Here is a 24,607-nt window from a genome sequence, read left to right as displayed (position 1 = left end):
GCTCCGTAGGGCTTGGGGCTCGCACGCCGGCGAGCCGTCGGGCAGAAACGGAGGGGAGCCTGCTACGGATAAGCCGATGGTAGAGCCGTGACGGCACACGGTGACAGGGGGTTGCCGGAAATTGCCCTCCGGCCTGCGAGTACTCCGCCGGGGAAGTCGGCCCGCCGAACGGTCAGGTTGGCAGGGGGAGTTGCCGGACCAGTAGCTTTCCGGCCATGGTCACCCCGCCGTCCATCGCGATGGCGAGCCCGTCGGCGTAGACGTGCGGGCCCTCCACGACCGGGCCGGTGCTGTCCTCGCCGTCCTCGGAGCCGACCTCGCCGAGGAGGTAGGGGATCGGGCTGTGCCCGTGAACGATGCGGGTGCCGCCGTACGTATCGAGGAGGGAGCGCACGGCGTCGGCGCCGCCCTCGTCGCGGAAGGAGAAGCGCTTGGTGAACTTGCGGAACAGATCCCAGCACTCGTCCGCGTCGTTGCGGGTGAGGGTCTCGCGGACAGTGTCGTTGACCGCCTCGATGGAGTCGCCGTAGTCGAGGTAGGCGGTGGTGTCCGAGTGCACGAGCAGATAGCCGTCGACCTCCTCGACGGCGTCCAGGCGGGCCATCCACTGCAGATGGTGGTCCTGGAGGCGGTCCATGTCGGTCTTCTGGCCGCCGTTGAGCAGCCAGGCCGCCTGGAAGGTGGCGGTGCCCGCGCCGGAGTTGACCGGGGTGTCGCCGAACCGCTTGGCGCCGAGCAGCAGCAGCTCGTGGTTGCCCATGAGGGCCTTGCAGTAACCGCCGGCCGCCGCGGCCTCGGCGGACAGCCGCATCACGAGATCGATGACGCCGATGCCGTCGGGTCCGCGGTCGGTGAAGTCGCCGAGGAACCACAGCCGGGTGGTGCCGGCGCACCACTGGCCCGAGGCGTCGATCAGCCCCTGCTCCTGCAGTGCGGCCATCAGTTCGTCGAGGTACCCGTGGACGTCCCCGACGACGAACAGCGGTCCGGGCCCGGTCGCGGGCTGCGGGGCCGGGGCCGCGGGTGCCGTCTCGACGGGGACCTGGACCGGCTCCGTGCGGTTGATGACCGGGAGGTCGCGCCGGGTGGGTGTGTAGTCGTCGGGGAACGCCTGGTCGGCGGGCGGTGCGGTGTCGCCCGGGTGGGCGGTGCTGACGTACGGTCCGGTCTCGTGGACGTACGCAGGTACCCGGAAGTCGCGCAGCGTTGCCGTCCGCTCCACTTCGGGTCCCTGACCGGCCCCCTGAGTCATCAGACCCCTCCACCATCGCGCCGCATCTGCACCCCTTCGGACTGCCTGGTCGCAGCGGTCCGCGGTGTCGTGGGCCCATCATAGGAATGCGCATCGCGCCGTGTGATGACCCAGGGGTGGTGAATCGGAACAAGACTCCAGTTCACCGCGGCTTTCGCCCCGTTTGGGCAGGTGTTCGGCCGGCTCCGCACCGGCCGAACACCCGGCCCGCCGGTCACCGGCCCGCCGAGCCCCCCTCGCTCGGCGGGCGCGCGTTCGGGGTGAGCGCCCCGCTTTCCGGCGCTATTTCTCGTCCGGCGTCCGCGGCGGGCTGACCGTCGTACGCGGCGGGCGCCGCTGCGAGGAGGTGCGCACGATCAGCTCGGTCGGTATCACCTGCTCGACCGGCTGGTCCGACTCCACGCCCTCGATGGCGTCGATGAGGAGCTGGACCACCGCCGTGCCGATGCGGCGGGGCTTCAGGGAGAGCGTGGTGATGGGCGGCTCGGTGCTGGCGTACACCATGGACTCGCTGCAGCACACGAGCAGCAGGTCCTCGGGGACGCGGAGCCCGTAGCGCCGGGCGGCGGCCAGCAGGTCGGTGCCGTTGGGGTCGAACAGGCCGTAGACCGCGTCGGGCCGGTCGGGGCGGGCGAGCAGCCGGTCAGCGGCGACGGCGCCCGCGCACGGGTCATGCGCCGGGTAGGCCTCGTAGACCGGGTCCTGGTCGACCCGCTCGCACCAGCGCAGGTAGGCGGTGGTGGACAGGTGGGTGTACGTGTCGGTCGTCGTGCCCGTGAGCAGGCCGATGCGGCGGGCGCCGGCGGCGGCGAGGTGGTCGAGGATGCCGAGTACGGCGGCCTCGTGGTCGTTGTCGACCCAGGCGGTGACCGGCAGCGAGCCGGCCGGACGGCCGTCGGAGACGACGGGCAGGCCCTGCCGGACGAGTTCGGTCACCACCGGGTCCTGGTCGGAGGGGTCGATGACAACGGTGCCATCGAGCGCGACGTTGGACCACACGTCGTGGCGGGACGTCGCGGGCAGGATCACGAGGGCGTAGCCGCGGGCGAGCGCGGCCGAGGTGGCGGCCCGTGCCATCTCGGCGAAGTACGCGAACTCCGTGAAGGTGAAAGGTTCATCCCCGTACGTCGTCACGGTCAGGCCGATCAGGCCCGACTTGCCGGTACGGAGGGTGCGGGCGGCGGCGGAGGGACGGTATCCCAGCCGGTCGGCGACCTCGCGGACATGGCGCCGGGTGGCATCCGGGAGCCGACCCTTGCCGTTGAGGGCGTCGGAGACGGTCGTGATGGAGACTCCGGCGGCGGCGGCCACGTCTCTGATGCCCGCCCGGCCCGGCCGGCTGCCTCGACGTGAGGTTTCCGCGCGGCTCACCTGGTGCTTCCCTGCTGCTGTCATGGCGAGCCGATAGTAGGGCTCATGCGGTGGGGTAGTGCGGACGCATATGCACGAGTTGACAGGCACGTTTCTGCATGGTCGTACTGGGTCAACGCCATTAGAAACAAAGCCAGTTGAACGATCCTGCAGCAAGACGTGACGTGGCGACGCGTATGGACCTGCCAAGTGCCCGATGTCTCGAAGAGGTCTCAACTCACCTGCACGGGTGATGCGCGCCACGGCGCAAGCCACCGGCGCATAGATATATGTACGGCGCGCCCCCTGAATCGTACGCCTTCGTACGGTGATGACCCGGGATGGCGCCGGGACGGATGCGGTTCACGTTTTGCAGGGCCGCAAGCTGTACGCACCGAGGCCGAATCCTCATAAGGTGAGGAGTATTGGAAGCCGGCGGCGTCGACGGTCCGCCGGTGGTCGCGAGGAGGACTGCGGTGAGCGAGACGAGCCCCAAGCTGCGCGCCGAGCTGGAGGGTATCCCCACCTACAAGCCGGGCAAGCCTGCCGCGGTCGGCGGGCCGGTCGCCTACAAGCTGTCCTCCAACGAGAACCCGTACCCGCCGCTGCCCGGCGTGATGGAGAGCGTGACGGCGGCCGCCTGCGACTTCAACCGCTACCCGGACATGGCGTGCACCGGGCTGATGGCCGAGCTGTCGGAGCGCTTCGGCGTCCCGCTCTCCCACCTGGCCACCGGCACCGGCTCGGTGGGTGTCGCCCAGCAGCTCATCCAGGCCACCAGCGGTCCCGGCGACGAGGTGATCTACGCCTGGCGGTCCTTCGAGGCGTACCCGATCATCACGCAGATCAGCGGCGCCCGGTCGGTGCAGGTGCCGCTCACGCCCGGCGATGTGCACGACCTGGACGCGATGGCGGACGCGATCACCGACCGGACGCGTCTGATCTTCGTCTGCAATCCCAACAACCCGACCGGCACGGTGGTGCGGCGGGCCGAGCTGGATCGGTTCCTCGACCGGGTGCCCGGCGATGTCCTGGTGGTGCTGGACGAGGCCTACCGCGAGTTCATCCGCGACCCCGAGGTGCCCGATGGCGTCGAGCTGTACCGGAACCGGCCCAACGTCTGTGTTCTGCGTACGTTCTCCAAGGCGTACGGGCTCGCCGGGCTGCGCGTCGGTTTCGCGATCGCCCATGAGCCGGTCGCGGCGGCGCTGCGCAAGACGGCGGTGCCCTTCGGCGTCAGCCAGCTCGCACAGGAGGCGGCGATCGCCTCGCTGCGGGCCGAGGACGAGTTGCTCGGCCGGGTCGGCTCGCTGGTGTGCGAGCGCACGCGCGTGGTCGACGCGCTGCGCGCCCAGGGCTGGACGGTGCCGGAGACGCAGGCGAACTTCGTCTGGCTGCGGCTGGGGGAGCGTACGGTCGCGTTCGCTCAGGCTTGTGAGCAGCACGGTGTGGTGGTCCGGCCGTTCCCGGGCGAGGGTGTGCGGGTGACGGTCGGCGAGACCGAGGCGAACGACATCTTCCTGAAGGTGGCGGAGGCGTTCCGTAAGGAGTTGTAGTCCGGCCCGGGCTCTACTCGTCGATCAGTTCCACACGGATGGGGTCGCCGGCTCGTACGGTCGCCAGAACGCGGGCGTCCCCATCCAGACTTCCCAGGACGTTGCACGGGCTCGCGAGGCGGCACTCGGCGCCTCGCGAGATCGGTGTCGGGCCGTAGGGGAGGGCGAGCGCGTCGCCGTCCGTCCAGAAGGCCACCGTGCCCGGCTCCACGACCTGCCGTGCGTCCGTTTCACGTGAAACAGAGACACCTGTGTCGAAATAGACCTCCTCGCCCCATGTGCAGGCGCTGGAGGTGAGCGGCAGTGCCTTGGCGAGGGCCTGGGCGGTCGGGGTGTCTGCGTCGAGGGTCGCGGTGATGTTGCCCGCGGGCCAGGAGATACGTATCTGCATGGCGCGCAATTCAACAAGATGTTGAAGTCACTGCCAAGGCCTTGACGCGGAGGCGAAGGGGGACCCCCCCTTGGTTGCCGAAAATCAGTGAGTCATAATGGCTTGTGAATGTGAACGCGTTCACAAGCGCGGCGCGATTGTCCTGTATGTGCGCGATAAACAGGGCAAACCGCCGCTGTACCACGCCGGTAAGGAGAGTGACGACGTGGACCTGGCTTTGGCGCCGGAGACTCTGGCGCGCTGGCAGTTCGGCATCACCACCGTCTACCACTTCCTGTTCGTCCCGCTGACCATCTCCCTGGCCGCCCTCACGGCCGGGCTGCAGACGGCCTGGGTGCGCACGGAGAAGGAGAAGTACCTCAGGGCGACGAAGTTCTGGGGCAAGCTCTTCCTGATCAACATCGCCATGGGTGTCGTCACGGGCATCGTGCAGGAGTTCCAGTTCGGCATGAACTGGTCCGACTACTCGCGCTTCGTCGGTGACATCTTCGGTGCGCCGCTCGCCTTCGAGGCGCTGATCGCGTTCTTCTTCGAGTCCACCTTCATCGGCCTGTGGATCTTCGGCTGGGACAAGCTGCCCAAGAAGATCCATCTGGCCTGCATCTGGATGGTTTCGATCGGCACAATCCTGTCGGCGTACTTCATCCTCGCGGCCAACTCCTGGATGCAGCACCCGGTCGGCTACAAGATCGACAAGGCGAAGGGCCGGGCCGAACTGACCGACTTCTGGGCCGTGCTCACCCAGAACACCGCCCTCAGCCAGGCCTTCCACACCCTGTCCGCGGCCTTCCTGACCGGTGGCGCCTTCATGGTGGGCATAGCCGCCTACCACCTGGCACGCAAGAAGCACATCCGTGAGATGAAGACCTCGCTCCGGCTCGGCCTGGTCACTGTGGTGATCGCCGGTCTGCTCACCGCGGTCAGTGGTGACACCCTCGGCAAGGTCATGTTCAAGCAGCAGCCGATGAAGATGGCGGCGGCCGAGGCCCTCTGGGACGGCCAGAAGCCGGCACCCTTCTCGATCTTCGCCTACGGCGATGTGGAGAAGGGCCACAACACGGTGGCCATCGAGATCCCGGGGCTGCTGTCCTTCCTCGCCGACGACTCCTTCACCTCGTACGTCCCCGGCATCAACGACATCAACAAGGCTGAGCAGCAGAAGTTCGGCCCGGGCGACTACCGGCCCAACATCCCGGTCGCCTTCTGGGGCTTCCGCTGGATGATCGGCTTCGGCATGGCCTCCTTCGCCATCGGCCTGGCCGGACTGTGGCTGACGCGTAAGAAGTTCATGCTGCCGCAGCATCTGCGGGTCGGCGAGGACGAGGTGCCGCATCTGGTGCTCTTCAAGAACAAGGCGCTCAGCCCCAAGCTCACGCCCTGGTACTGGCGCATCGCGACCTGGACCCTGGCCTTCCCGCTGATCGCCAACTCCTGGGGCTGGATCTTCACCGAGATGGGCCGCCAGCCGTGGGTCGTCTACGGCGTCCTGCAGACCCGGCACGCGGTCTCCCCCGGTGTCTCCCAGGCCGAGGTCCTCACCTCGATGATCGTCTTCACCTCGCTGTACGCGATCCTCGCGGTGGTCGAGGTCAAGCTGCTCGCGAAGTACGTCAAGGCCGGCCCGCCCGAGCTGACCGAGGCCGAGCTCAACCCGCCCACGAAGATCGGCGGCGACACCCGTGACGCCGACAAGCCGATGGCCTTCTCGTATTAGGCCGAGGGAACAGTCATGGAACTTCACGACGTCTGGTTCGTCCTGATCGCCGTCCTGTGGACCGGCTACTTCTTCCTGGAGGGCTTCGACTTCGGGGTCGGCATCCTCACCAAGCTGCTGGCCCGCAACCGGCCGGAGCGGCGGGTGCTGATCAATACCATCGGGCCCGTCTGGGACGGCAACGAGGTGTGGCTGCTCACGGCCGGCGGCGCGACCTTCGCCGCGTTCCCGGAGTGGTACGCCACCCTCTTCTCCGGCTTCTATCTGCCGCTGCTGGTCATCCTGGTCTGCCTGATCGTCCGGGGTGTCGCCTTCGAGTACCGGGCCAAGCGGCCCGAGGAGAACTGGCAGCGCAACTGGGAGACGGCGATCTTCTGGACCTCGCTGATCCCGGCGTTCCTGTGGGGCGTGGCCTTCGGGAACATCGTGCGGGGAGTGAAGATCGACCAGCACTTCGAGTACGTCGGCAGCGTCGGGGACCTGCTCAACCCCTACGCCTTGCTCGGCGGACTGGTCACGCTCACGCTGTTCACCTTCCACGGGGCGGTCTTCACCGCGCTCAAGACCGTGGGAGACATCCGGGTGCGGGCACGGAAGCTGGCGCTGTGGGTCGGTCTCGTCACGGCCGTCGTGGCGCTCGCCTTCCTGCTGTGGACGCAGGCCCACAGCGGTGACGGCAAGAGCCTGGTGGCGCTTGTCGTGGCGGTCGCCGCCCTGGTGTCCGCACTGGTGGCCAACCAGTTCGGGCGTGAGGGATGGGCGTTCACGCTGTCCGGCGTCACCATCGTGGCCGCCGTGGCCATGCTCTTCCTTTCGCTCTTCCCGAACGTCATGCCGTCCACGCTCAACGGGGACTGGAGCCTCACGGTCACCAACGCCTCGTCGAGCCCCTACACCCTGAAGATCATGACGTGGCTGGCGGCCGTCGCCACGCCTCTGGTGGTGCTCTATCAGGGCTGGACCTACTGGGTCTTCCGCAAGCGGATCGGCACGCAGCACATCGCTCCCGAGGCTGCGGCCGGCACCGCGCACTGAGTCCGTCGAGGGTGTGTTTCACGTGAAACACACCCTCTGGGCCGAAGGGCACGTTTCACGTGAAACCAATCGATCCACGTCTGCTGCGGTACGCCCGCGCCACGCGCTTCTTCCTCGTGGCGGTCGTCGGTCTGGGAGCCGTCGGTGCGGGGCTGGTCATCGGCCAGGCGATGCTCATCGCCGAGGTCGTCGTCGGTGCGTTCCAGCACGGGCAGTCAGTCGCTGAGCTGTGCACTCCCCTGGTGCTGTTGGCCGTCGTGGCCGTGGGCCGGTCGGTTGTCGCGTGGCTCACCGAACTCGCCGCCCATCGGGCGAGTGCGGCGGTGAAGTCCGAACTGCGGGGGCGGCTCCTCGACCGGGCGGCGGCGCTCGGTCCCGGGTGGCTGGCGGGGCAGCGCACCGGTTCGCTGGTCACGCTGGCCACGCGCGGGGTCGACGCCCTCGATGACTATTTCTCGCGCTATCTGCCGCAGTTGGGGCTCGCGGTGGTCGTACCGGTGGCGGTGCTGGCGCGGATCGTCACCGAGGATTGGGTGTCGGCGGCGATCATCGTCGGCACCCTGCCTCTCATCCCGCTGTTCATGATGTTGATCGGCTGGGCCACCCAGTCCCGGATGGACCGTCAGTGGCGGCTGCTGTCGCGGTTGTCCGGGCACTTCCTGGACGTGGTCGCCGGACTGCCCACACTGAAGGTGTTCGGCCGGGCCAAGGCGCAGGCCGAGTCCATCCGCCGGATCACTGGCGAGTACCGGCAGGCCACTATGCGGACCCTGCGAATCGCCTTCCTCTCCTCCTTCGCGCTGGAGTTGCTCTCCACGCTGTCGGTCGCCCTGGTCGCGGTGACGATCGGCATGCGGCTCGTGCACGGTGACATGGATCTGTACATCGGCCTGGTGATCCTCGTGCTGGCGCCCGAGGCGTACCTTCCGTTGCGGCAGGTCGGCGCGCAGTACCACGCGGCCGCGGAGGGGCTGGCTGCGGCGGAGGAGATCTTCAGCGTGCTGCAGACGCCGGTTCCGGCGTCCGGCACGGGTGCGGTCGCGTCTGGCGCCGTGGCCTTCGAGGGGGTCACTGTTCGCTACTCCGGTCGTTCGGCGGACGCCGTGACGGAGGTGTCGTTCAGCGTCGAGCCCGGTGAGACGGTCGCTTTGGTGGGGCCGAGCGGAGTGGGTAAGTCGACGCTGCTCAACGTACTGCTCGGGTTCGTCTCCCCCAGCGAGGGTCGAGTGCGGGTGGGGGGAGTCGATCTTGCGGACCTCGATCTGGAGGAGTGGCGGTCGCGGATCGCGTGGGTGCCGCAGCGGCCGCATCTGTATGCCGGGACCATCGCGGAGAACGTACGGCTGGCGCGGCCCGAGGCGGACGACCGAGCCGTACGGCAGGCGCTGCGGGATGCCGGTGCGCTGGAGTTCGTGGATGCGTTGCCTGACGGGGCAGAGACCGTGCTCGGGGAGGACGGGGCCGGGCTGTCGGCGGGGCAGCGGCAGCGGCTGGCTCTTGCCCGCGCCTTTCTCGCCGACCGGCCCATGCTGTTGTTGGACGAGCCGACGGCCTCGCTGGACGGGGGGACGGAGGCGGAGGTCGTGGCGGCGGTACGGAAGCTTTCGGTGGGCCGAACGGTGCTGGTGGTGGTGCACCGGCCGGCCTTGCTGGAGGTTGCGGATCGGGTGGTGCGGCTGGAGAGCGGCGGGTTGTCGAGCGCGGAGGTGTCGAGCGCGGGGCTGTTGAGCGCGGAGGTGTCGAGTGCCCGGAGCTGCGGCCGGCCTGCCAGGGGGCTCCGCCTCCTGGACCCCCGTCCTCGCCCACCCGCCACCCGACTCGGTGAGCTGGAAGGTGGCCCTTCGGTGTCCGGGCCCGGTGGCCTGGAGAGTGGTCCGTCGGTGTCCGGGCTCAGTGGGGTGGAGAGTGGACCCTCGCTCGCTGGGCTCAGTGGGCTGGATGGTGACCTGCAGGCCGGTCGCTTCGATGGGCTGGATGGTGACCTGGAGGCCGGTCGCCTCGGTGGGCTGGAAGAGGGACCGCAAGGTCCCGGGTTCGGCCAGCTGGATGGTGGCTCGCAGGACTTCGGGGTCGGTGAGCCGGAGCGGGATCGGCTGGGGCAGGTGGGGATTGGGTCGGCGGCGGTCCTGCGCGGGCAGGTGGCCTCGGCCCGGTCCCGGCGTGTGCTGGCGCGGGTTCGGGCGCTTGCCGGGCCGCGGCGGGGGCGGCTGATGTGGGCGGCGGTGCTCGGCAGCCTCGCGCTCGGTAGTGCCGTCGGGCTGATGGCGACCTCGGGATGGCTCATCTCGCGAGCGTCGCAGCAGCCTCCGGTGCTGTATCTGATGGTGGCGGTGACGGCCACGCGGGCCTTCGGGATCGGGCGGGCCGTGTTCCGGTACGCCGAGCGGCTGGTGTCGCATGACGCCGTGCTGCGGATGCTGGCCGACACCCGGGTCGCCGTGTACCGGCGCCTGGAGCGGCTCGCGCCTGCGGGGCTGCGGTCCGCCCGGCGCGGCGATCTGCTCACCCGGCTGGTCGCGGACGTCGACGAGCTGCAGGACTACTGGCTGCGCTGGTTGCTGCCCGCATCCGTCGCCGTCGTCGTCTCCGCCGCCTCCGTGGGCTTCACGGTCTGGCTGCTCCCCGAGGCCGGCGCCGCCCTCGCCGCGGGTCTCGTGGCGGCCGGCGCCGGTGTCCCGCTCGTCACCGCGACCGTGGCCCGGCGGACCGAGCGCCGGCTGGCCCCGGCCCGGGGCGCCCTCGCCACCCGCGTCACCGACGTGCTCACCGGCACCGCCGAGCTGACCGTCGCCGGGGCGCTGCCCGCCCGTACGGACGCGGCCCGGCGCGCCGACGGCACCCTCACCCGGATCGCCTCCCGTACCGCCGCCGTGACGGCGCTCGGCGATGGGCTCACCGCGCTGATCTCCGGCCTGACCGTCACGGCAGCCGCCCTGCTCGGCGCCCAGGCGGTGGCCGCGGGCCGGCTCGGCGGCGTGGCGATGGCCGTGGTCGTCCTCACCCCCCTGGCCGCCTTCGAGGCCGTACTGGGGCTGCCGCTCGCCGTGCGCCACCGGCAGCGGGTGCGGCAGAGCGCGGAGCGTGTGCACGAGGTACTGGACGCTCCCGAGCCCGTGCGCGAACCCGAGCGGCCCCGGCAGGCGCCTGCATCGCCGTTCCCGGTGGTGGTCAAGGGACTTGCCGCGCGGTACGAGGGGCAGCGGCGGGAGGCACTGGCCGGCTTCGATCTCACGCTGGAGGAGGGGCGGCGGGTCGCGGTGGTCGGGGCGTCCGGTGCCGGGAAGACGACCCTCGCCCAGGTGCTGCTGCGCTTCCTCGACCCGATGGACGGCTCGTACACGCTCGCCGGTGTGGACGCGTACGCGTTGGCCGGTGACGACGTACGGCGGCTCGTCGGGCTGTGTGCGCAGGACGCGCATCTCTTCGACAGCTCGGTGCGCGAGAACCTGCTGCTGGCCAGGAAGGACGCCGACGAGGCCGATCTGCGCCGCGCGCTGGACCGGGCCCGGCTGCTGGACTGGGTGGACAGGCTGCCCGACGGTCTGGACACGCTGGTCGGTGAGCACGGGGCCCGTCTGTCCGGCGGTCAGCGGCAGCGGCTGGCGCTGGCGCGCGCCCTGCTGGCCGACTTCCCCGTCCTGGTCCTCGACGAGCCCGCCGAGCATCTGGACCTGCCGACGGCCGACGCGCTGACCGCGGATCTGCTGGCCGCCACCGAGGGCCGTACGACGCTGTTGATCACGCACCGACTGGCGGGGCTGGAGGCGGTGGACGAGGTGATCGTGCTCGACGCGGGCCGGGTGGTGCAGCGGGGAACCTACGCGGAGCTTCTCGCGGTGGACGGGCCGCTGCGGGCGCTCGCGCGGCGGGAGGCGGAGACGGAGTCACTGGTCGGGGCGCGGTGACCCGTGTGGCCGTATCCGCCCTACTGGCCGTGTTGAAGGGGGCGTTTCAGAAGTGGTCGGCGAGCAGTTGCTCGATCACCACGGCGACGCCGTCCTCGTTGTTGGCGACCGTTCGGCCCGACGCGGCGGCGACGACGTCCGGGTGGGCGTTGCCCATCGCGTACGACTGGCCGGCCCAGGTCAGCATCTCGACGTCGTTGGGCATGTCGCCGAAGGCGACGACCTCCTCGTGCGAGATACCGCGCTCGGCGCAGCACAGGGCGAGCGTGCTGGCCTTGGAGACGTCGGGGCCGCTCAGTTCCAGCAGGGCGCTGGGGCTGGAGCGGGTGACGTTGGCGCGGCCGCCGATCGCGAGCCGGGCGAGGGTAAGGAAGGCGTCCGGGTCGAGATCCGGGTGGTAGGCCAGGATCTTGAGCACGGGCTGGTCGGCGTCCGGGCCGTCGGGGGCGAGGAGGCGCTCGGCGGGCAGGAGGTTGTCCGGTGTCTCCATGTGCAGCTTGGGGTAGTCCGGCTCCTGGTGGAAGCCGTACGTCTGCTCCACCGCGAACACCGTGCCGGGCGCCGCCTCGCGCAGCAGCCGTACGGCGTCCAGGGCGTTGTGGCGCGCCAGTTCGCGCACCTTCACGAAGCGGTGGGCGCCGGGGCCGCCGTGCAGGTCGACCACGGCGGCGCCGTTGCCGCAGATCGCCAGGCCGTGACCGTGGACGTGGTCGCTGACGACGTCCATCCAGCGGGCCGGGCGGCCGGTGACGAAGAAGACCTCGACGCCCGCATCCTCGGCGGCGGCCAGCGCGGCCACGGTCCGCGGGGAGACCGACTTGTCGTCGCGCAGCAGGGTGCCGTCGAGGTCGGTGGCGATCAGCCGCGGCCGTACGGCGGCGGACGGGGTCCCGGGCTGTCTGGTCGTCGCTGAGGTCACCCGGTCATTCTCGCGCATATGCCCGCACGGCCGTGCGGAACTCCGCACAGATGAGACACAGATGACGCCCGGCCCTCGCCGCTGTACCGGTCAGTCCAGCTGGGCGGTGGCCTCCATGGCGATCTGCTCGAAGACCTTCTGGTCCGCGGCGAAGTCGGAGTCCGGGATGGGCCAGTGGATCACGATCTCGGTGAAGCCGAGTTCCCGGTGCCGGCCGGCGAAGTCCACGAAGGCGTCCAGGGAGCGAAGCGGCCGGGCGCGGTCCGGGGTGAAGCCCGTGAGCAGGATCTTGTCCAAGCCGGCCACGTCCCGCCCGGCGTCCGCGCAGGCCTCGGACAGCTTGGCGAGCTGGCCGCGCAGGGCCTCGACGGACTGCTCCGGGGTGCCGTTCTCGTACAGCTTCGGGTCGCCGGTGGTCACCCACGCCTGGCCGTGCCGCGCGGCGAGCTTGAGGCCGCGCGGGCCAGTGGCCGCCACCGCGAACGGCAGCCGGGGCCGCTGCACACAGCCCGGGATGTTCCGGGCCTCGTGCGCCGAGTAGAAGCGGCCCTCGTGCGACACCGCGTCCTCGGTGAGGAGCCGGTCCAGCAGCGGCACGAACTCGGCGAACCGGTCGGCGCGCTCGCGCGGGCTCCACGGCTCCTGGCCCAGCGCCGTCGCGTCGAAGCCGGTGCCGCCGGCGCCGATGCCGAGCGTGATCCGGCCGCCGGAGATGTCGTCGAGGGAGATCAGCTCCTTCGCGAGGGTCACCGGGTGCCGGAAGTTCGGCGAGGTCACCAGCGTGCCGAGGCGCAGCCGCTCGGTGGCGGCAGCGGCGGCGGTCAGCGTCGGGACCGCGCCGAACCACGGGCCGTCACGGAAGCTGCGCCAGGACAGATGGTCGTAGGTGTACGCGGTGTGGAAGCCGAGCTGCTCGGCCCGCACCCAGGCCGAACGGCCGCCCTCGCTCCAGCGGCGGTACGGCAGGATCACGGTGCTCAGACGCAGACTCATGCGTCCGAGAGTACGGGGACCCGCCGACAACGGACCAAACGGTCACCGTACGCGGCTGCTCAGCCACGGACTGGCGCGTGGGCTCGGACTTTGGTCAATGCCACGGATCATGACGGCGGGACGGTGCCCGTGTAGGCCTGGGGGCCGTCGACCGCGGGGTCGCACGTTCAGCGCGGGCCCGGAAAGCGCAGGTAGCGCGGGGGTACGGCCTTCGTCAGCCAGACGCCGTTGGCGCTGACGTGGAAGATGTGGCCGTCGCGGTGCATGGCTCCGGCGTCGACGGTGAGCACGACGGGGCGGCCGCGCCGGGCGCCGACCCGGGTGGCGGTCTCGCGGTCGGCGGAGAGGTGGACGTCGTGCCGGCTCATGGGCCTGAGCCCGTCCGCCCGGATCGCGTCCAGGTTGCCGGCGACGGTCCCGTGGTAGAGATACGGCGGCGGGGTCGACGGGGGCAGGCCGAGGTCGACCTCGACGCTGTGGCCCTGGCTGGCGCGGATCCGGCTGCCCTCGATCGCGAAGCGCTGTTTGTCGTTGGCGGCCACCACGTGGTCCAGTTCCTCGCGCGTGAACCGGAAGCCGTGGGCGGCGGCCGCGGCGATCAGGGTGTCGATCTCCACCCAGCCGCCCGGATCCAGGGTGAGCCCGATGCGCTCCGGTTGGTGGCGCAGGTGTTTGGAGAGATACTTCGACACCTTCACGGTGCGTCTTTCGTCCATGTGTCCAGACTGCGGGAGAGACATGGATCACGCAGGTTGTTTTCCTTCGCAGGTTTGATCCACAACCAAGTAGTGTTATCCACAGCTAAGTTGATGGGTCTGTGGACAAGGCGCATGCCGATTAGGGTGATTCGCGAAGTTCCCTTCCGTACACAGAGTTTGAGGCGAGACGGTCCAAGGCGCGGGCCCCCACCTCGCGTTCGGCTGCAAGCGCGGGGAACTCGGAGACAGCTGCACGTCCAACAAGCCCTTCCACAGCGCCTATCGTCTCAGCGGGCAGCGCGACGGGACGGCTCCCGGAGGGGTCTTGCGCGGGTGGCCCCGCAACCACATGTGTGCGCAGATGCCGAGTGGCCAATGCACGCATGGCACGGACAAGTTCGGCGTCCACCGTCCGCTGCGCCAGCGGGCGTAGCCGGCGCCCCAGCGCTGCGGCTTCCGCCGCGTGCGTGTCCGTACGGTGGCCGGGGTCTTCCAGGTAACGGGCGAAGACGTGCTCGGTGGTGAACTCCAGGAAACGGGCGGCGATGTGCTCGACTTGCCCTCTCAACTCCCTTAGGTGACCGGCGATCGCAGAGAGCAATACACCTGCCGCGTGCAACTCGACCGCCACGGAGAGCTCTTGGGGCTCGGCACGAGGAACGCGTCCGGGTCCCGTCGATCCGCACCAGTACGCCGAGTTCGACCGCCCCGGTCACGGAGGCGGCGTCGGGTGCGCCGCCGAAGCGGGCGTCCAGTTCAGCGCGGGTGATGCGGTCGGGGCGCTCGTCCGTCCACGGCCCCTCCACCTCGGTGACCAGGCCGAGGACCCCGCCCAGGCCACGGCCGGTGTCCCAGGCGTCCAGCAGCTCCTTGATCGATGCCAGGGTGTAGCCCCGGTCGAGGAGGTGGGCGATCTGGTGGAGCCGGGTGATGTTCGCCTCGGAGTAGAGATTCGCGCGGCCCCGGCGTTCGGGGCGGGGGAGAAGGCCGCGGTCCTGGTAGGCGCGGATGGTTCTCACGGTGGTGCGGGTCTGGTGGGCCAAGCCCTCTATGCGATAGGCCTTCTGGGTGGAATGTCGGACACGTTGGGGTTCCCCGGCAGGTGACCGGGGTGGGGCTGTGGAAAGCCCCGAAGGGCACGGGGAGCGCGACCGGCCGGACCCGGACCGGCACCGGCACCGGCACCGGCGACGGTCCCGCACCCCTCGACGGCTCTTACAACTTCGGTTCCACGCGCGCGAGTCGCCGCAGCGCCCCGGGCATGACGCGCGACAACAGATGCGCGCCCCGTGCCTCCGGGGTCACCGGGACGACCGCCCGGTTGCGGGCAACGGCGTCCAGGATCGACTCGGCGACCTTCTCCGGCGGGTAGTTGCGCAGGCCGTACAGGCGGGCGGAGTTCTTCTGGCGGCGGCGCTCCTCCGCCTCGTCCACTCCGGCGAAGCGGGCCGTCGTGGTGATGTTCGTGTTGACGATGCCGGGGCAGATCGCGCTCACCCCGATGCCCTGCCCGGCGAGTTCGGCGCGCAGGCACTCGGAGAGCATCAGCACCGCCGCCTTGGAGGTGCTGTACGCGGGCAGAGCTCGCGAGGGCTGGAACGCGGCCGCCGAGGCGATGTTGACGATATGGCCGCCCTGGCCACGCTCGGCCATCCGTGCGCCGAAGAGCCGGCAGCCGTGGATCACACCCCAGAGATTGACGTCCAGGACCTTGCGCCAGTCCTCGGAGGTGGTGGCGAAGAACGAGCCCGACAGTCCGATGCCCGCGTTGTTGACCAGCACGTCCAGCACGCCGTACTCGCGGTGCACCTTCTCCGCGAGCTTCTCCATCGCCTGCTCGTCGGAGACGTCGGCCGTCTCCGCCCAGGCCTCGGGCGCGCCGATCAGCCGGGACAGCTCTGCGGTGCGGGCGGCGGACTCGGCGTCGCGGTCGACGGCCACCACGCGCGCGCCGGCCTCCGCGAACGCGAACGCCGTGGCCCGGCCGATGCCGCTGCCGGCCCCGGTGATCAGGACCAACTGGCCGCCGAACCGGTCGGCATGGCGGCCGGTGGCCTTCGGTTCGGGGCGGCCGCCGTCCACGGACACGATGAACTCCTCGATCCAGGAGGCGAGCTGATCGGGCCGGCTGCGCGGGACCCAGTGCTTGGCCGGGAGCGTACGGCGGGTCAGTCGGGGCACCCACCGCTCCAGGTCGTCGTACAGGCGCTCCGAGAGGAACGCGTCCTGCTGGGGCGTGATGAGCTGCACGGGCGCGTGCGCGTACGCGTCCGGGCGCGGCCTGAGCAGCCGGGCGCGGACGTTGTCCCGGTACAGCCAGGCGCCGTGTGCCGCGTCGGAGGGCAGCGAGGAGGTCGGATAGTCGCCGGAGGGGACCTTCTCCACCCGCTGGAGGATCTTCGGCCAGCGCTTGCCGAGCGGGCCGCGCCAGGCCAGTTCCGGCAGGGCCGGAGTGTGCAGCAGATACACGTACCAGGACTTGGCACCCTGGCCGAGGAGCTGGCCCAGCCGGCGGGGCGTCGGACGCTGCACGCGCGCGTTGATCCAGTGCCCGAAGTGGTCCAGGGACGGGCCGGAGATCGAGGTGAAGGAGGCGATACGGCCCTCGGTGCGGCCGACCGTGACGAACTCCCAGGACTGCACCGAACCCCAGTCGTGCCCGACCAGGTGCGCCGGGCGGTCCGGGCTCACCGCGTCCACGACGGCCAGGAAGTCGTCGGTGAGCTTGGCCAGTGTGAAGCCGCCGCGCAGCGGCTTGGGCGCCGTCGAACGGCCGTGGCCCCGGACGTCGTACAGGACCACATGGAAGCGGTCGGCAAGGCGGACGGCGACTTCGGACCAGACCTCCTTGCTGTCCGGATAGCCGTGCACCAGCACCACCGTGGGCTGCTCCGGATCGCCCAGCTCGGCCACGCACAGCTCGACCCCGCCGGTCGCCACCCGGCGCTCCCGCGCGCCCCTCAGCATCACGTCCGCCGTCACTTCTCCTCCGCCCAGCGCCGCACGTGCGGCAGATCGTCGTCCAGCCAGAACGCGCTCTGCTCGGGGTCCTTCGAGTCGGTGACCACGAGGATCTCCTCGAACTTCGCGCCCGTGCCCCGGAAGCCGAGATGCGGTTCCACCGCCCACAGGCCCGGCTGCGGCGGATGGTCGGAGAAGCGGTACGGCGACCACAGCGGTGACCAGCCCTCGCGGTGGCCGTGCAGCGCGTCGGCGGCCAGACCCTTCAGGGACTGCGTGCCGAACCCGAACAGGTGGGGGGAGAAGCGGCGCTGTTTCACGCGGTCCACCTTGTGGGCGATCACGCCGAACGGGTACGCGCGATGCCGGTTGGCGTAACCCTGGCGGACCATGAGCCGGTCCACGTCCTCGTAGATCTCGCGCAGCGGCCGTCGCTCGCGCACCTCGCGCAGGATCAGCTCACGATGCGCCTCCAGGTCGGCCATCAGCCGGTCCTGCACCGGATTGACGCCGAGCGAGCCCGAGTAGCCGATGTCCGCCGTGTATCCCTCGTACACCGGGGCCATGTCCAGGATGAACGGCATCCCGGGCGCCAGGGCGCGGTCGGTGGGGAAGAACTGCAGGGGTATGCGGAAGTTCACGAACGCCGTGCGGTCGCCGAACCAGGCGAAGGGCAGGTGGAACCAGTCCCGTACCCCGCGCTCGCGCAGCCACTCCCGCTGCATCCGCGCCGCCTCGCGCTCGGTCACGCCCGGCTCCAGCCGCGTCGCGACCGCCTCCGCGCACTCGTAGGCGAGGCGCTGCACCCGCCTGAACCCCCGCAAGTCCACGGGGAGTTCACTGCTCACTGCCGTCGTCATGCCGCCCCGTCCCGTCGCGTCGTCGACTTGTCCCGTCGATGCGCCGACTCGTCTGTGGACCGCCGTACTCGTCCGTAACTTGACACTGGTGAATGTGACAGTTGTTAGAGACAGCGTCAATAGGATGGATGACGGGCTGTGGAGAACCCGGGGTAACCCTTAGGCGTGGCGTCCCCTAGGGCCCCGTAATACCTGGGTCTGACGCCAATACGGCTCTGAGGTCTGACGACCGGCGTGGCCTGAATCACTACCGTCGTAGCCGTGACTGTGATCGCGACCGAAAGCCTGAGCAAGCGGTTCCCCCGGGTGACCGCGCTCGACCGGCTGTCCGTGGACATCGGGCCCGGTGTGACCGGACTCGTCGGAGCCAACGGCGCCGGCAAGTCCACCCTGATCAAGATCCTGCTGGGTCTGTCCCCCGCCACGGAGGGCCGCGCCGAGGTGCTCGGCCTCGACGTCGCCTCCAAGGGCGGCGCCATCCGCGAGCGCGTCGGCTACATGCCGGAGCACGACTGCCTGCCGCCCGACGTCTCGGCCACCGAGTTCGTCGTCCACATGGCGCGCATGTCCGGCCTGCCGCCCACCGCCGCCCGCGAGCGCACCGCGGACACCCTGCGCCATGTGGGTCTGTACGAGGAGCGCTACCGCCCCATCGGCGGTTACTCGACCGGCATGAAGCAGCGGGTCAAGCTCGCCCAGGCACTGGTGCACGACCCGAAGCTGGTGTTCCTGGACGAGCCGACCAACGGCCTCGACCCGGTCGGCCGGGACGAGATGCTCGGCCTGATCCGGCGCATCCACACCGAGTTCGGCATCTCGGTCCTGGTCACCTCCCACCTCCTCGGCGAGTTGGAGCGCACCTGCGACCACGTCGTCGTCATCGACGGCGGCAAGCTCCTGCGCTCCAGCTCCACGACCGACTTCACCCAGACCACGACCACGCTCGCGATCGAGGTCACCGACAGCGACACGCACCCCGACGGCACCCGCGCGGTCCGCGACGAGCTCCACGCGCGCGGGGTGGAGACCGAGAACGAGGGCGCCGGACTGCCCGGCGCCGGACACATCCTGCTGCTGACCGCCCAGGGCGAGGAGACGTACGACCTGGTCCGGGACGTCGTCGCCGACCTCGGCCTCGGCCTGGTCCGCATGGAGCAGCGCCGGCACCACATCTCCGAGGTGTTCACCAGCAGCGCCGAACACAGCGGCGACGACCAGCGGAAGGAGGCCGTCGGCCATGGACGTTGAGCACCCCGTGCAGCCCCTGACCTCACCCGCGGGCGACCAGACCCGCATCCACGACATCGGCTACCGCGGCTACGACGGCCCCCGGCTCGGCCGTGCCTACGCCCGCCGCTCCCTGTACGCACAGTCCCTGCGCGGCGCCTACGGCCTCGGCCGCTCGGCCAAGACCAAGGTGCTGCCGATGCTGCTGTTCGCCGTGATGTGCGTGCCCGCGGCCATCATGGTGGCCGTCGCGGTCTTCACCAAGGCGCACGAACTGCCGGTGGCCTACACCCGCTACGCGATCATGCTGCAGGCCGTGATCAGCCTGTACGTCGCCGCGCAGGCACCCCAGGCCGTCTCCCGCGACCTGCGCTTCAAGACCGTACCGCTGTACTTCTCGCGGCCCATCGAGACCGCCGACTACGTACGCGCCAAGTTCGCCGCGCTCGCCTCGGCGGTCTTCATCCTGACCGCCGCTCCCCTGCTCGTGATGTACGTGGGCGCGCTGCTGGCCAAACTGGGCTTCGCCCACCAGACGAAGGAATTCGCCGAGGGACTGGTCTCCGTGGCCCTGCTCTCCCTGCTCTTCGCCGGCATCGGCCTGGTCATCGCCGCCGTCACCCCGCGGCGCGGCTTCGGCATCGCCGCCGTGATCGCCGTACTGATCATCTCCTACGGCGCGGTCTCCACGCTCCAGGCCATCGCCGATGTGCAGAACCACACCTCCGCCATCCCCTGGATCGGCCTGTTCTCGCCCATCACCCTCATCGACGGCGTCCAGTCGGCCTTCCTGGGCGCGACCGCCCGCAACCCCGGAGCGGTCAGCCCCTCGACCGGGCAGGGCATGGTCTACGTCCTGGTCGTGCTCGCCCTGATCGCCGGCAGCTACGGCCTGCTGATGCGCCGCTACAAGAAGGTGGGACTGTGACCACGCTCAGCATCGACCACGTCTCGCGTTGGTTCGGCAACGTGGTCGCCGTCAACGACATCACCATGACCATCGGCCCCGGCGTCACCGGCCTGCTCGGACCCAACGGCGCCGGAAAGTCCACCCTGATCAACATGATGGGCGGCTTCCTCGCCCCCTCCACCGGCACGGTCACCCTCGACGGACAGCCGGTGTGGCGCAACGAGCAGATCTACCGGCACATCGGCATCGTCCCCGAGCGCGAGGCGATGTACGACTTCCTCACCGGCCGTGAATTCGTGGTCGCCAACGCCGAGTTGCACGGTCTCGGCGCCAAGGCCGCCCAACGCGCCCTCGCGACGGTCGAGATGGAGTACGCGCAGGACCGGCGGATCTCCACGTACTCCAAGGGCATGCGGCAGCGCGTGAAGATGGCCAGCGCGCTGGTCCACGAGCCGTCGCTGCTCCTGCTGGACGAGCCGTTCAACGGCATGGACCCGCGCCAGCGCATGCAACTGATGGACCTGCTGCGGAATATGGGCGACGAGGGCCGCACGGTGCTGTTCTCCTCGCACATCCTCGAAGAGGTCGAACAGCTCGCCCGGCACATCGAGGTCGTCGTCGCCGGCAGGCACGCGGCCAGCGGCGACTTCCGCAAGATCCGCCGGCTGATGACCGACCGCCCGCACCGCTACCTGGTCCGTTCCAGCGACGACCGCGCCCTCGCGGCCGCGCTGATCGCCGACCCTTCGACGGCCGGCATCGAGGTCGACCTGACCGAGGGCGCGCTGCGCGTCCAGGCCGTCGACTTCGGCCGCTTCACCGCCCTGCTGCCGCGCGTCGCCCGGGACCACGGCATCCGGCTGCTCACGGTCTCGCCGTCCGACGAGTCCCTGGAGTCCGTCTTCTCGTATCTGGTCGCGGCGTAGGAGGCCGAAGATGTACGACCCCACCGTCGCCCGGCTCACCTACCGGGCCCTGCTCGGCCGCCGCCGGGCCCTCATCCTCGGCGCGCTGCCGCTGCTGTTGATCGTCATCTCCGTGGCCGTACGCGGCCTGACCGGAGCCGACGACCAGACCGCCTCCGACGTGCTCGGCGGTTTCGCGATCGCCACGATGGTGCCGATCATCGGCGTCATCGCGGGCACCGGCGCGATCGGACCGGAGATCGACGACGGCTCCGTCGTCTATCTGCTGTCCAAGCCGCTGAAACGGCCCACGATCATCTTCACCAAGCTGATCGTCGCCATCGCCGTGACCATGGTCTTCTCGGCGGTACCGACCCTGGTCGCGGGCCTGATCCTCAACGGCAACGGCCAGCAGGTCGCCGTCGCCTACACGGTCGCCGCGCTGGTCTCCTCCATCGCCTACTCGGCGTTGTTCCTGCTGCTCGGCACGGTCTCCCGGCACGCGGTGGTCTTCGGGCTCGTCTATGCGCTGGTCTGGGAGGCGCTGTTCGGCTCGCTGGTGCCCGGCGCGCGCACGCTCAGCGTCCAGCAGTGGTCGCTGGCCGTCGCCCACAAGGTCGCCGGCGGTGACCTGGTGACCTCGCAGGTGGGCCTGCCGACGGCCACGGTGCTGCTGGTGGCGGTGACCGTGCTGGCCACCTGGTACGCCGGGCAGAAGCTGCGGACGCTGAAGCTGGCGGGCGAGGAGTAGGCCTCCGGCGGCTTGACGGGGACCTCACACCGGTCCGGGCACACTGGACAGAGCGCATGTATGACTGGGAGGCCGTCGATGACAGAGGAGATACCGGGAAACGACGGGCACGCGCGCTCCGAGGGCGACGTCTGGGACGGCTTGGACGAACTGGTCCTGGACGAGGCCTTCATACGGAGCGCCGAGACCTCCGAGCCGTCCGCGCGGGCCCGGATGCTCGCCGCCCGCTGGCGGGCCGAGGGGCCGCAGCCGCAGCCCTGGCGCTCGGACGAGCCGCCGGCGGGCTGGTTCTTCAGCAAGGCGCGCAGGCGCAGGTGGCGCCGCCGGTAATTCAGTGGCGTTCAACCCGGCGGCGGGGCAGAGTGGTTGTGCCCCATCCGCCGGGATCGTCCCGGCTCCACGATCTGGGAGAGGAGCTGGGCGATGTCCATGCACGGCAGTACGCCCCGCTCCCGACAGGGCAGCCCGAGGCCGGCTCCGGTGTAGTTACCCCACCGAGGAGCCCGAGGGGCAGCCCGGGGCGGCCGCTTCGAGCACGCGATGTCGCTCTCGCGTGGGCCGCCCACCCGGAGGATTGGCCGAGTGGTAAGGCACCGGTTTGCACTGTGTTTGATCAAAAGCAGCCGTGGTCGGGCCTGGAAAGCCCGCGCACGTTCGATTCGTGCATCCTCCGCAGAAGAAGCTGAAAAGGCTCAGCTCAGCCACCGTTCCAGCACCACCGCGATCCCGTCCTCCTCGTTGGAGGAGGTCACCTCGTCGGCCACCGCGCGCAGCTCCTCGTGGGCGTTGGCCATGGCCACGCCCCGGGAGGCCCAGGCGAACATCGGGATGTCGTTGGGCATGTCGCCGAAGGCGATGGTGTCCGCGGCCTTCAGGCCGAGACGGCGGGCGGCGAGAGACAGCCCCGTGGCCTTGGACAGGCCCAGCGGAAGGAGTTCCACGATGCCCGTGCCCGCCAAGGCCACGGTGACGAAGCCGCCGGCGGCCTGCCTGGCGGCCTCCGCCAGCTCGTCGTCGCCCATCGTCGGATGCTGGATGTAGATCTTGGTCAGCGGAGCCGTCCAGAGGTCGGACGCGTCCGTGAAGGGAGTGGCGGGGAGGGTGCCCGTGACGGCGTAGCCCGGGCCGACCAGCACCTCGCCGTCGAGGCCGTCGCGGCTGGCCGCCAGGTACAGCGGGCCCACCTCGGACTCGATCTTCGCCAGGGCCACGCCCGCCAGCTGCCGGTCCAGGGTCACCGACGTCAGCAGGCGGTGCGCCCCGGCGTCGTAGACCTGCGCGCCCTGGCCGCAGACGGCGAGGCCCTCGTAGCCGAGGTCGTCCAGGATGTGGCGGGTCCACGGGACCCCGCGGCCGGTGACGACGATGTGGGCCGCGCCCGCCGCGGTGGCCGCGGCGAGCGCGTCTCGGGTGCGCTGCGAGACCGACTCGTCGGAGCGCAGGAGCGTTCCGTCGAGGTCGGTCGCGATCAATCGGTAGGGAAATCCGGTCACTTGGCGACCGGCTCCAGGACCTCCCGGCCGCCCAGGTACGGGCGCAGCACCTCGGGGACGCGGACGGAGCCGTCGGCCTGCTGGTGGTTCTCCAGGATCGCCACGATCGTGCGCGGTACCGCGCACAGCGTGCCGTTCAGGGTGGCGAGCGGCTTGACCTGCTTGCCGTCGCGGACGCGGATCGACAGGCGGCGGGACTGGAACTCGGTGCAGTCCGAGGTCGAGGTCAGCTCGCGGTACTTGCCCTGGGTCGGGATCCACGCCTCGCAGTCGAACTTGCGGGCGGCCGAGGCGCCGAGGTCACCGGAGGCGACGTCGATGACGCGGAACGGCAGCTCCAGCGAGGTCAGCCACTGCTTCTCCCACTCCAGCAGCCGCTGGTGCTCGGCCTGGGAGTCCTCGGGCGCGACGTAGGAGAACATCTCGACCTTGTCGAACTGGTGCACACGGAAGATGCCCCGCGTGTCCTTGCCGTGCGAGCCGGCCTCGCGGCGGAAGCAGGGCGAGAAGCCGGCGTACCGCAGCGGCAGCTTGTCGGCGTCGAGGATCTCGTCCATGTGGTAGGCCGCCAGCGGCACCTCGGAGGTGCCGACCAGGTACAGGTCGTCCTTGTCGAGGTGGTAGACGTCCTGGGCCGCCTGGCCGAGGAAGCCGGTGCCCGCCATGGACTGCGGGCGGACCAGCGCCGGGGTCAGCATCGGGGTGAAGCCGGCCGCGGTGGCCTGGGCCATCGCCGCGTTCACCAGGGCCAGCTCCAGCAGGGCGCCGACGCCGGTGAGGAAGTAGAAGCGGGAGCCGGAGACCTTGGCGCCGCGCTCGACGTCGATGGCGCCGAGCAGCTGGCCGAGCTCCAGGTGGTCCTTGGGCTCGAAGCCCTCGGCGCCGAAGTCACGGATCGTGCCGTGCGTCTCCAGCGTGGCGAAGTCCTCCTCGCCGCCGACGGGGACGTCGGGGTGGACGAGGTTGCCGAGCTGGAGCAGCAGTTCCTGGGTCTCGGCGTCGGCCGCGTCGCGCTCGGCGTCGGCGGCCTTCACGTCGGCGGCGAGCTGGCTCGCCCGCTTCAGCAGCTCGGCCTTCTCGTCGCCGGTGGCCTTGGGGATGAGCTTGCCGAGCTGCTTCTGCTCGGCACGCAGCTCGTCGAAGCGGACGCCGGAGGACCTGCGCCGCTCGTCGGCAGACAGGAGGGAGTCGACGAGCGCGACGTCCTCTCCACGGGCGCGCTGGGACGCGCGCACACGGTCGGGGTCCTCACGGAGCAGGCGAAGGTCAATCACGAGGCCAAGGCTACCGGTGCGGGCTTGCCGCTCACGAATCCCTATTCCCTGGTGCTCCGATTCGCCCCCGCTTGTCGCTTACGTTCCGCTATGTGCAAATTGCGGAACGTGTCGGAACGTACCGAAACAGTCGTCGGAACCTGTCAAGGAAAAGTGTCTCACTCCCTGGGGCGGGGCAGCGTCCTGGCGCTGGGTTGACCGGATTTCCTTGTGGAGAACGGCACTTCGTGAGCCCGCTGTCCACAGCGATCCACACCCCTCCGCAGAGTTATCCACAGGCTGTGTGGAAGGTCTGTGGATTTCGGAATTGATCATTCCGGAACATCGTGGCGGACGGGAGAATTCCCAGGACAAACCCGGTTCACGCCCACTTTTGAGTGGAAAGGGGTCGCTCCAAAAGATGAATCAACGGA

The 24,607-nt window shown here is 70.1% G+C and carries 19 protein-coding genes, 1 tRNA gene and 1 pseudogene; 10 read left to right on the top strand and 11 right to left on the bottom strand.

Going from position 1 to position 24,607, the window contains the following annotated elements:
• Window positions 1-172: 172 nt before the first annotated feature.
• Entirely contained in the window at window positions 173-1,252 is a 1,080-nt protein-coding gene (locus ACFYOH_RS08980; protein WP_388622670.1) for a metallophosphoesterase, read from the bottom strand.
• 282 nt (window positions 1,253-1,534) lie between these two features.
• Window positions 1,535-2,647, bottom strand: a complete 1,113-nt coding sequence (locus tag ACFYOH_RS08975) for a LacI family DNA-binding transcriptional regulator (protein ID WP_388622667.1) — start codon at window positions 2,645-2,647, stop codon at window positions 1,535-1,537.
• A 431-nt stretch (window positions 2,648-3,078) separates the two neighbouring features.
• Between ACFYOH_RS08975 and hisC the strand changes: the two genes are divergently transcribed.
• Entirely contained in the window at window positions 3,079-4,158 is a 1,080-nt protein-coding gene (gene hisC, locus ACFYOH_RS08970) for a histidinol-phosphate transaminase (protein ID WP_388622664.1), read from the top strand.
• Window positions 4,159-4,171: 13 nt separating this feature from the next.
• Here the strand turns inward: hisC and ACFYOH_RS08965 are convergent, their stop codons facing one another.
• Window positions 4,172-4,549, bottom strand: coding sequence for a cyclophilin-like fold protein (locus ACFYOH_RS08965; RefSeq protein ID WP_388622662.1), 378 nt, complete (start codon window positions 4,547-4,549; stop codon window positions 4,172-4,174).
• 205 nt (window positions 4,550-4,754) lie between these two features.
• On the opposite strand from ACFYOH_RS08965, the gene ACFYOH_RS08960 reads away from it, so the two are divergent.
• The 3 genes from ACFYOH_RS08960 to cydD are packed head-to-tail and all read left to right on the top strand — an operon-like array spanning window position 4,755 to window position 11,203.
• Window positions 4,755-6,263: a cytochrome ubiquinol oxidase subunit I gene (locus tag ACFYOH_RS08960; RefSeq protein WP_388622659.1), complete on the top strand. Its 1,509-nt coding sequence runs from the start codon at window positions 4,755-4,757 to the stop codon at window positions 6,261-6,263.
• A gap of 15 nt (window positions 6,264-6,278) precedes the next feature.
• Window positions 6,279-7,298: a cytochrome d ubiquinol oxidase subunit II gene (cydB, locus tag ACFYOH_RS08955; RefSeq protein WP_388622656.1), complete on the top strand. Its 1,020-nt coding sequence runs from the start codon at window positions 6,279-6,281 to the stop codon at window positions 7,296-7,298.
• Between the two features lie 59 nt (window positions 7,299-7,357).
• Window positions 7,358-11,203: a thiol reductant ABC exporter subunit CydD gene (gene cydD / locus ACFYOH_RS08950; protein WP_388622653.1), complete on the top strand. Its 3,846-nt coding sequence runs from the start codon at window positions 7,358-7,360 to the stop codon at window positions 11,201-11,203.
• Window positions 11,204-11,249: 46 nt separating this feature from the next.
• On the opposite strand, the gene ACFYOH_RS08945 is transcribed toward cydD, so the two are convergent.
• The 6 genes and pseudogenes from ACFYOH_RS08945 to ACFYOH_RS08920 all read right to left on the bottom strand — a co-directional run bounded on the left by ACFYOH_RS08945 (window position 11,250) and on the right by ACFYOH_RS08920 (window position 17,634).
• A complete protein-coding gene (locus tag ACFYOH_RS08945) occupies window positions 11,250-12,140 on the bottom strand; it encodes an HAD-IIB family hydrolase (RefSeq protein WP_388622650.1) in 891 nt (296 codons plus the stop codon).
• Window positions 12,141-12,212: 72 nt separating this feature from the next.
• Entirely contained in the window at window positions 12,213-13,115 is a 903-nt protein-coding gene (locus ACFYOH_RS08940) for an LLM class flavin-dependent oxidoreductase (protein WP_388622647.1), read from the bottom strand.
• A 167-nt stretch (window positions 13,116-13,282) separates the two neighbouring features.
• Window positions 13,283-13,831: an RNA 2'-phosphotransferase gene (locus ACFYOH_RS08935; RefSeq protein ID WP_388622645.1), complete on the bottom strand. Its 549-nt coding sequence runs from the start codon at window positions 13,829-13,831 to the stop codon at window positions 13,283-13,285.
• Window positions 13,832-13,952: 121 nt separating this feature from the next.
• A pseudogene (locus tag ACFYOH_RS08930) lies at window positions 13,953-14,865 on the bottom strand (MerR family transcriptional regulator).
• Window positions 14,866-15,028: 163 nt separating this feature from the next.
• The gene (locus tag ACFYOH_RS08925; RefSeq protein WP_388623837.1) at window positions 15,029-16,780 is read right to left on the bottom strand and encodes an SDR family oxidoreductase; all 1,752 of its coding nucleotides are present in this window, start codon (window positions 16,778-16,780) and stop codon (window positions 15,029-15,031) included.
• Between the two features lie 11 nt (window positions 16,781-16,791).
• Window positions 16,792-17,634, bottom strand: coding sequence for a M24 family metallopeptidase (locus ACFYOH_RS08920; protein ID WP_388622643.1), 843 nt, complete (start codon window positions 17,632-17,634; stop codon window positions 16,792-16,794).
• 267 nt (window positions 17,635-17,901) lie between these two features.
• On the opposite strand from ACFYOH_RS08920, the gene ACFYOH_RS08915 reads away from it, so the two are divergent.
• The 6 genes from ACFYOH_RS08915 to ACFYOH_RS08890 all read left to right on the top strand — a co-directional run bounded on the left by ACFYOH_RS08915 (window position 17,902) and on the right by ACFYOH_RS08890 (window position 22,100).
• Window positions 17,902-18,882: an ABC transporter ATP-binding protein gene (locus ACFYOH_RS08915; protein WP_388623834.1), complete on the top strand. Its 981-nt coding sequence runs from the start codon at window positions 17,902-17,904 to the stop codon at window positions 18,880-18,882.
• Complete coding sequence (locus ACFYOH_RS08910) at window positions 18,872-19,789, top strand: ABC transporter permease (RefSeq protein WP_388622640.1); 918 nt, start codon at window positions 18,872-18,874, stop codon at window positions 19,787-19,789. The genes ACFYOH_RS08915 and ACFYOH_RS08910 overlap by 11 nt, the downstream gene beginning before the upstream one ends.
• Window positions 19,786-20,697 carry an ABC transporter ATP-binding protein gene (locus tag ACFYOH_RS08905; protein WP_388622637.1) on the top strand — a complete coding sequence of 304 codons (912 nt, stop codon included), beginning with the start codon at window positions 19,786-19,788 and terminating at the stop codon, window positions 20,695-20,697. The genes ACFYOH_RS08910 and ACFYOH_RS08905 overlap by 4 nt, the downstream gene beginning before the upstream one ends.
• A gap of 10 nt (window positions 20,698-20,707) precedes the next feature.
• Window positions 20,708-21,427: an ABC transporter permease subunit gene (locus ACFYOH_RS08900; protein ID WP_388622635.1), complete on the top strand. Its 720-nt coding sequence runs from the start codon at window positions 20,708-20,710 to the stop codon at window positions 21,425-21,427.
• A gap of 78 nt (window positions 21,428-21,505) precedes the next feature.
• The gene (locus ACFYOH_RS08895; RefSeq protein ID WP_388622633.1) at window positions 21,506-21,757 is read left to right on the top strand and encodes a hypothetical protein; all 252 of its coding nucleotides are present in this window, start codon (window positions 21,506-21,508) and stop codon (window positions 21,755-21,757) included.
• Between the two features lie 238 nt (window positions 21,758-21,995).
• A tRNA-OTHER gene (locus tag ACFYOH_RS08890) sits at window positions 21,996-22,100 on the top strand.
• A gap of 19 nt (window positions 22,101-22,119) precedes the next feature.
• Here the strand turns inward: ACFYOH_RS08890 and ACFYOH_RS08885 are convergent.
• Together ACFYOH_RS08885 and serS are read right to left on the bottom strand one after the other, a co-directional pair.
• Window positions 22,120-22,920, bottom strand: coding sequence for an HAD family hydrolase (locus ACFYOH_RS08885; protein ID WP_388622630.1), 801 nt, complete (start codon window positions 22,918-22,920; stop codon window positions 22,120-22,122).
• On the bottom strand, window positions 22,917-24,194 hold the full coding sequence (gene serS, locus ACFYOH_RS08880) for a serine--tRNA ligase (RefSeq protein ID WP_388622627.1): 1,278 nt from the start codon (window positions 24,192-24,194) through the stop codon (window positions 22,917-22,919). The genes ACFYOH_RS08885 and serS overlap by 4 nt, the downstream gene beginning before the upstream one ends.
• Window positions 24,195-24,607 lie beyond the last annotated feature (413 nt).

The sequence above is a fragment of the Streptomyces sp. NPDC007856 genome (assembly GCF_042868225.1).
GTDB lineage: Bacteria > Actinomycetota > Actinomycetes > Streptomycetales > Streptomycetaceae > Streptomyces.
This window is presented reverse-complemented; position numbering and strand designations above follow the sequence as displayed.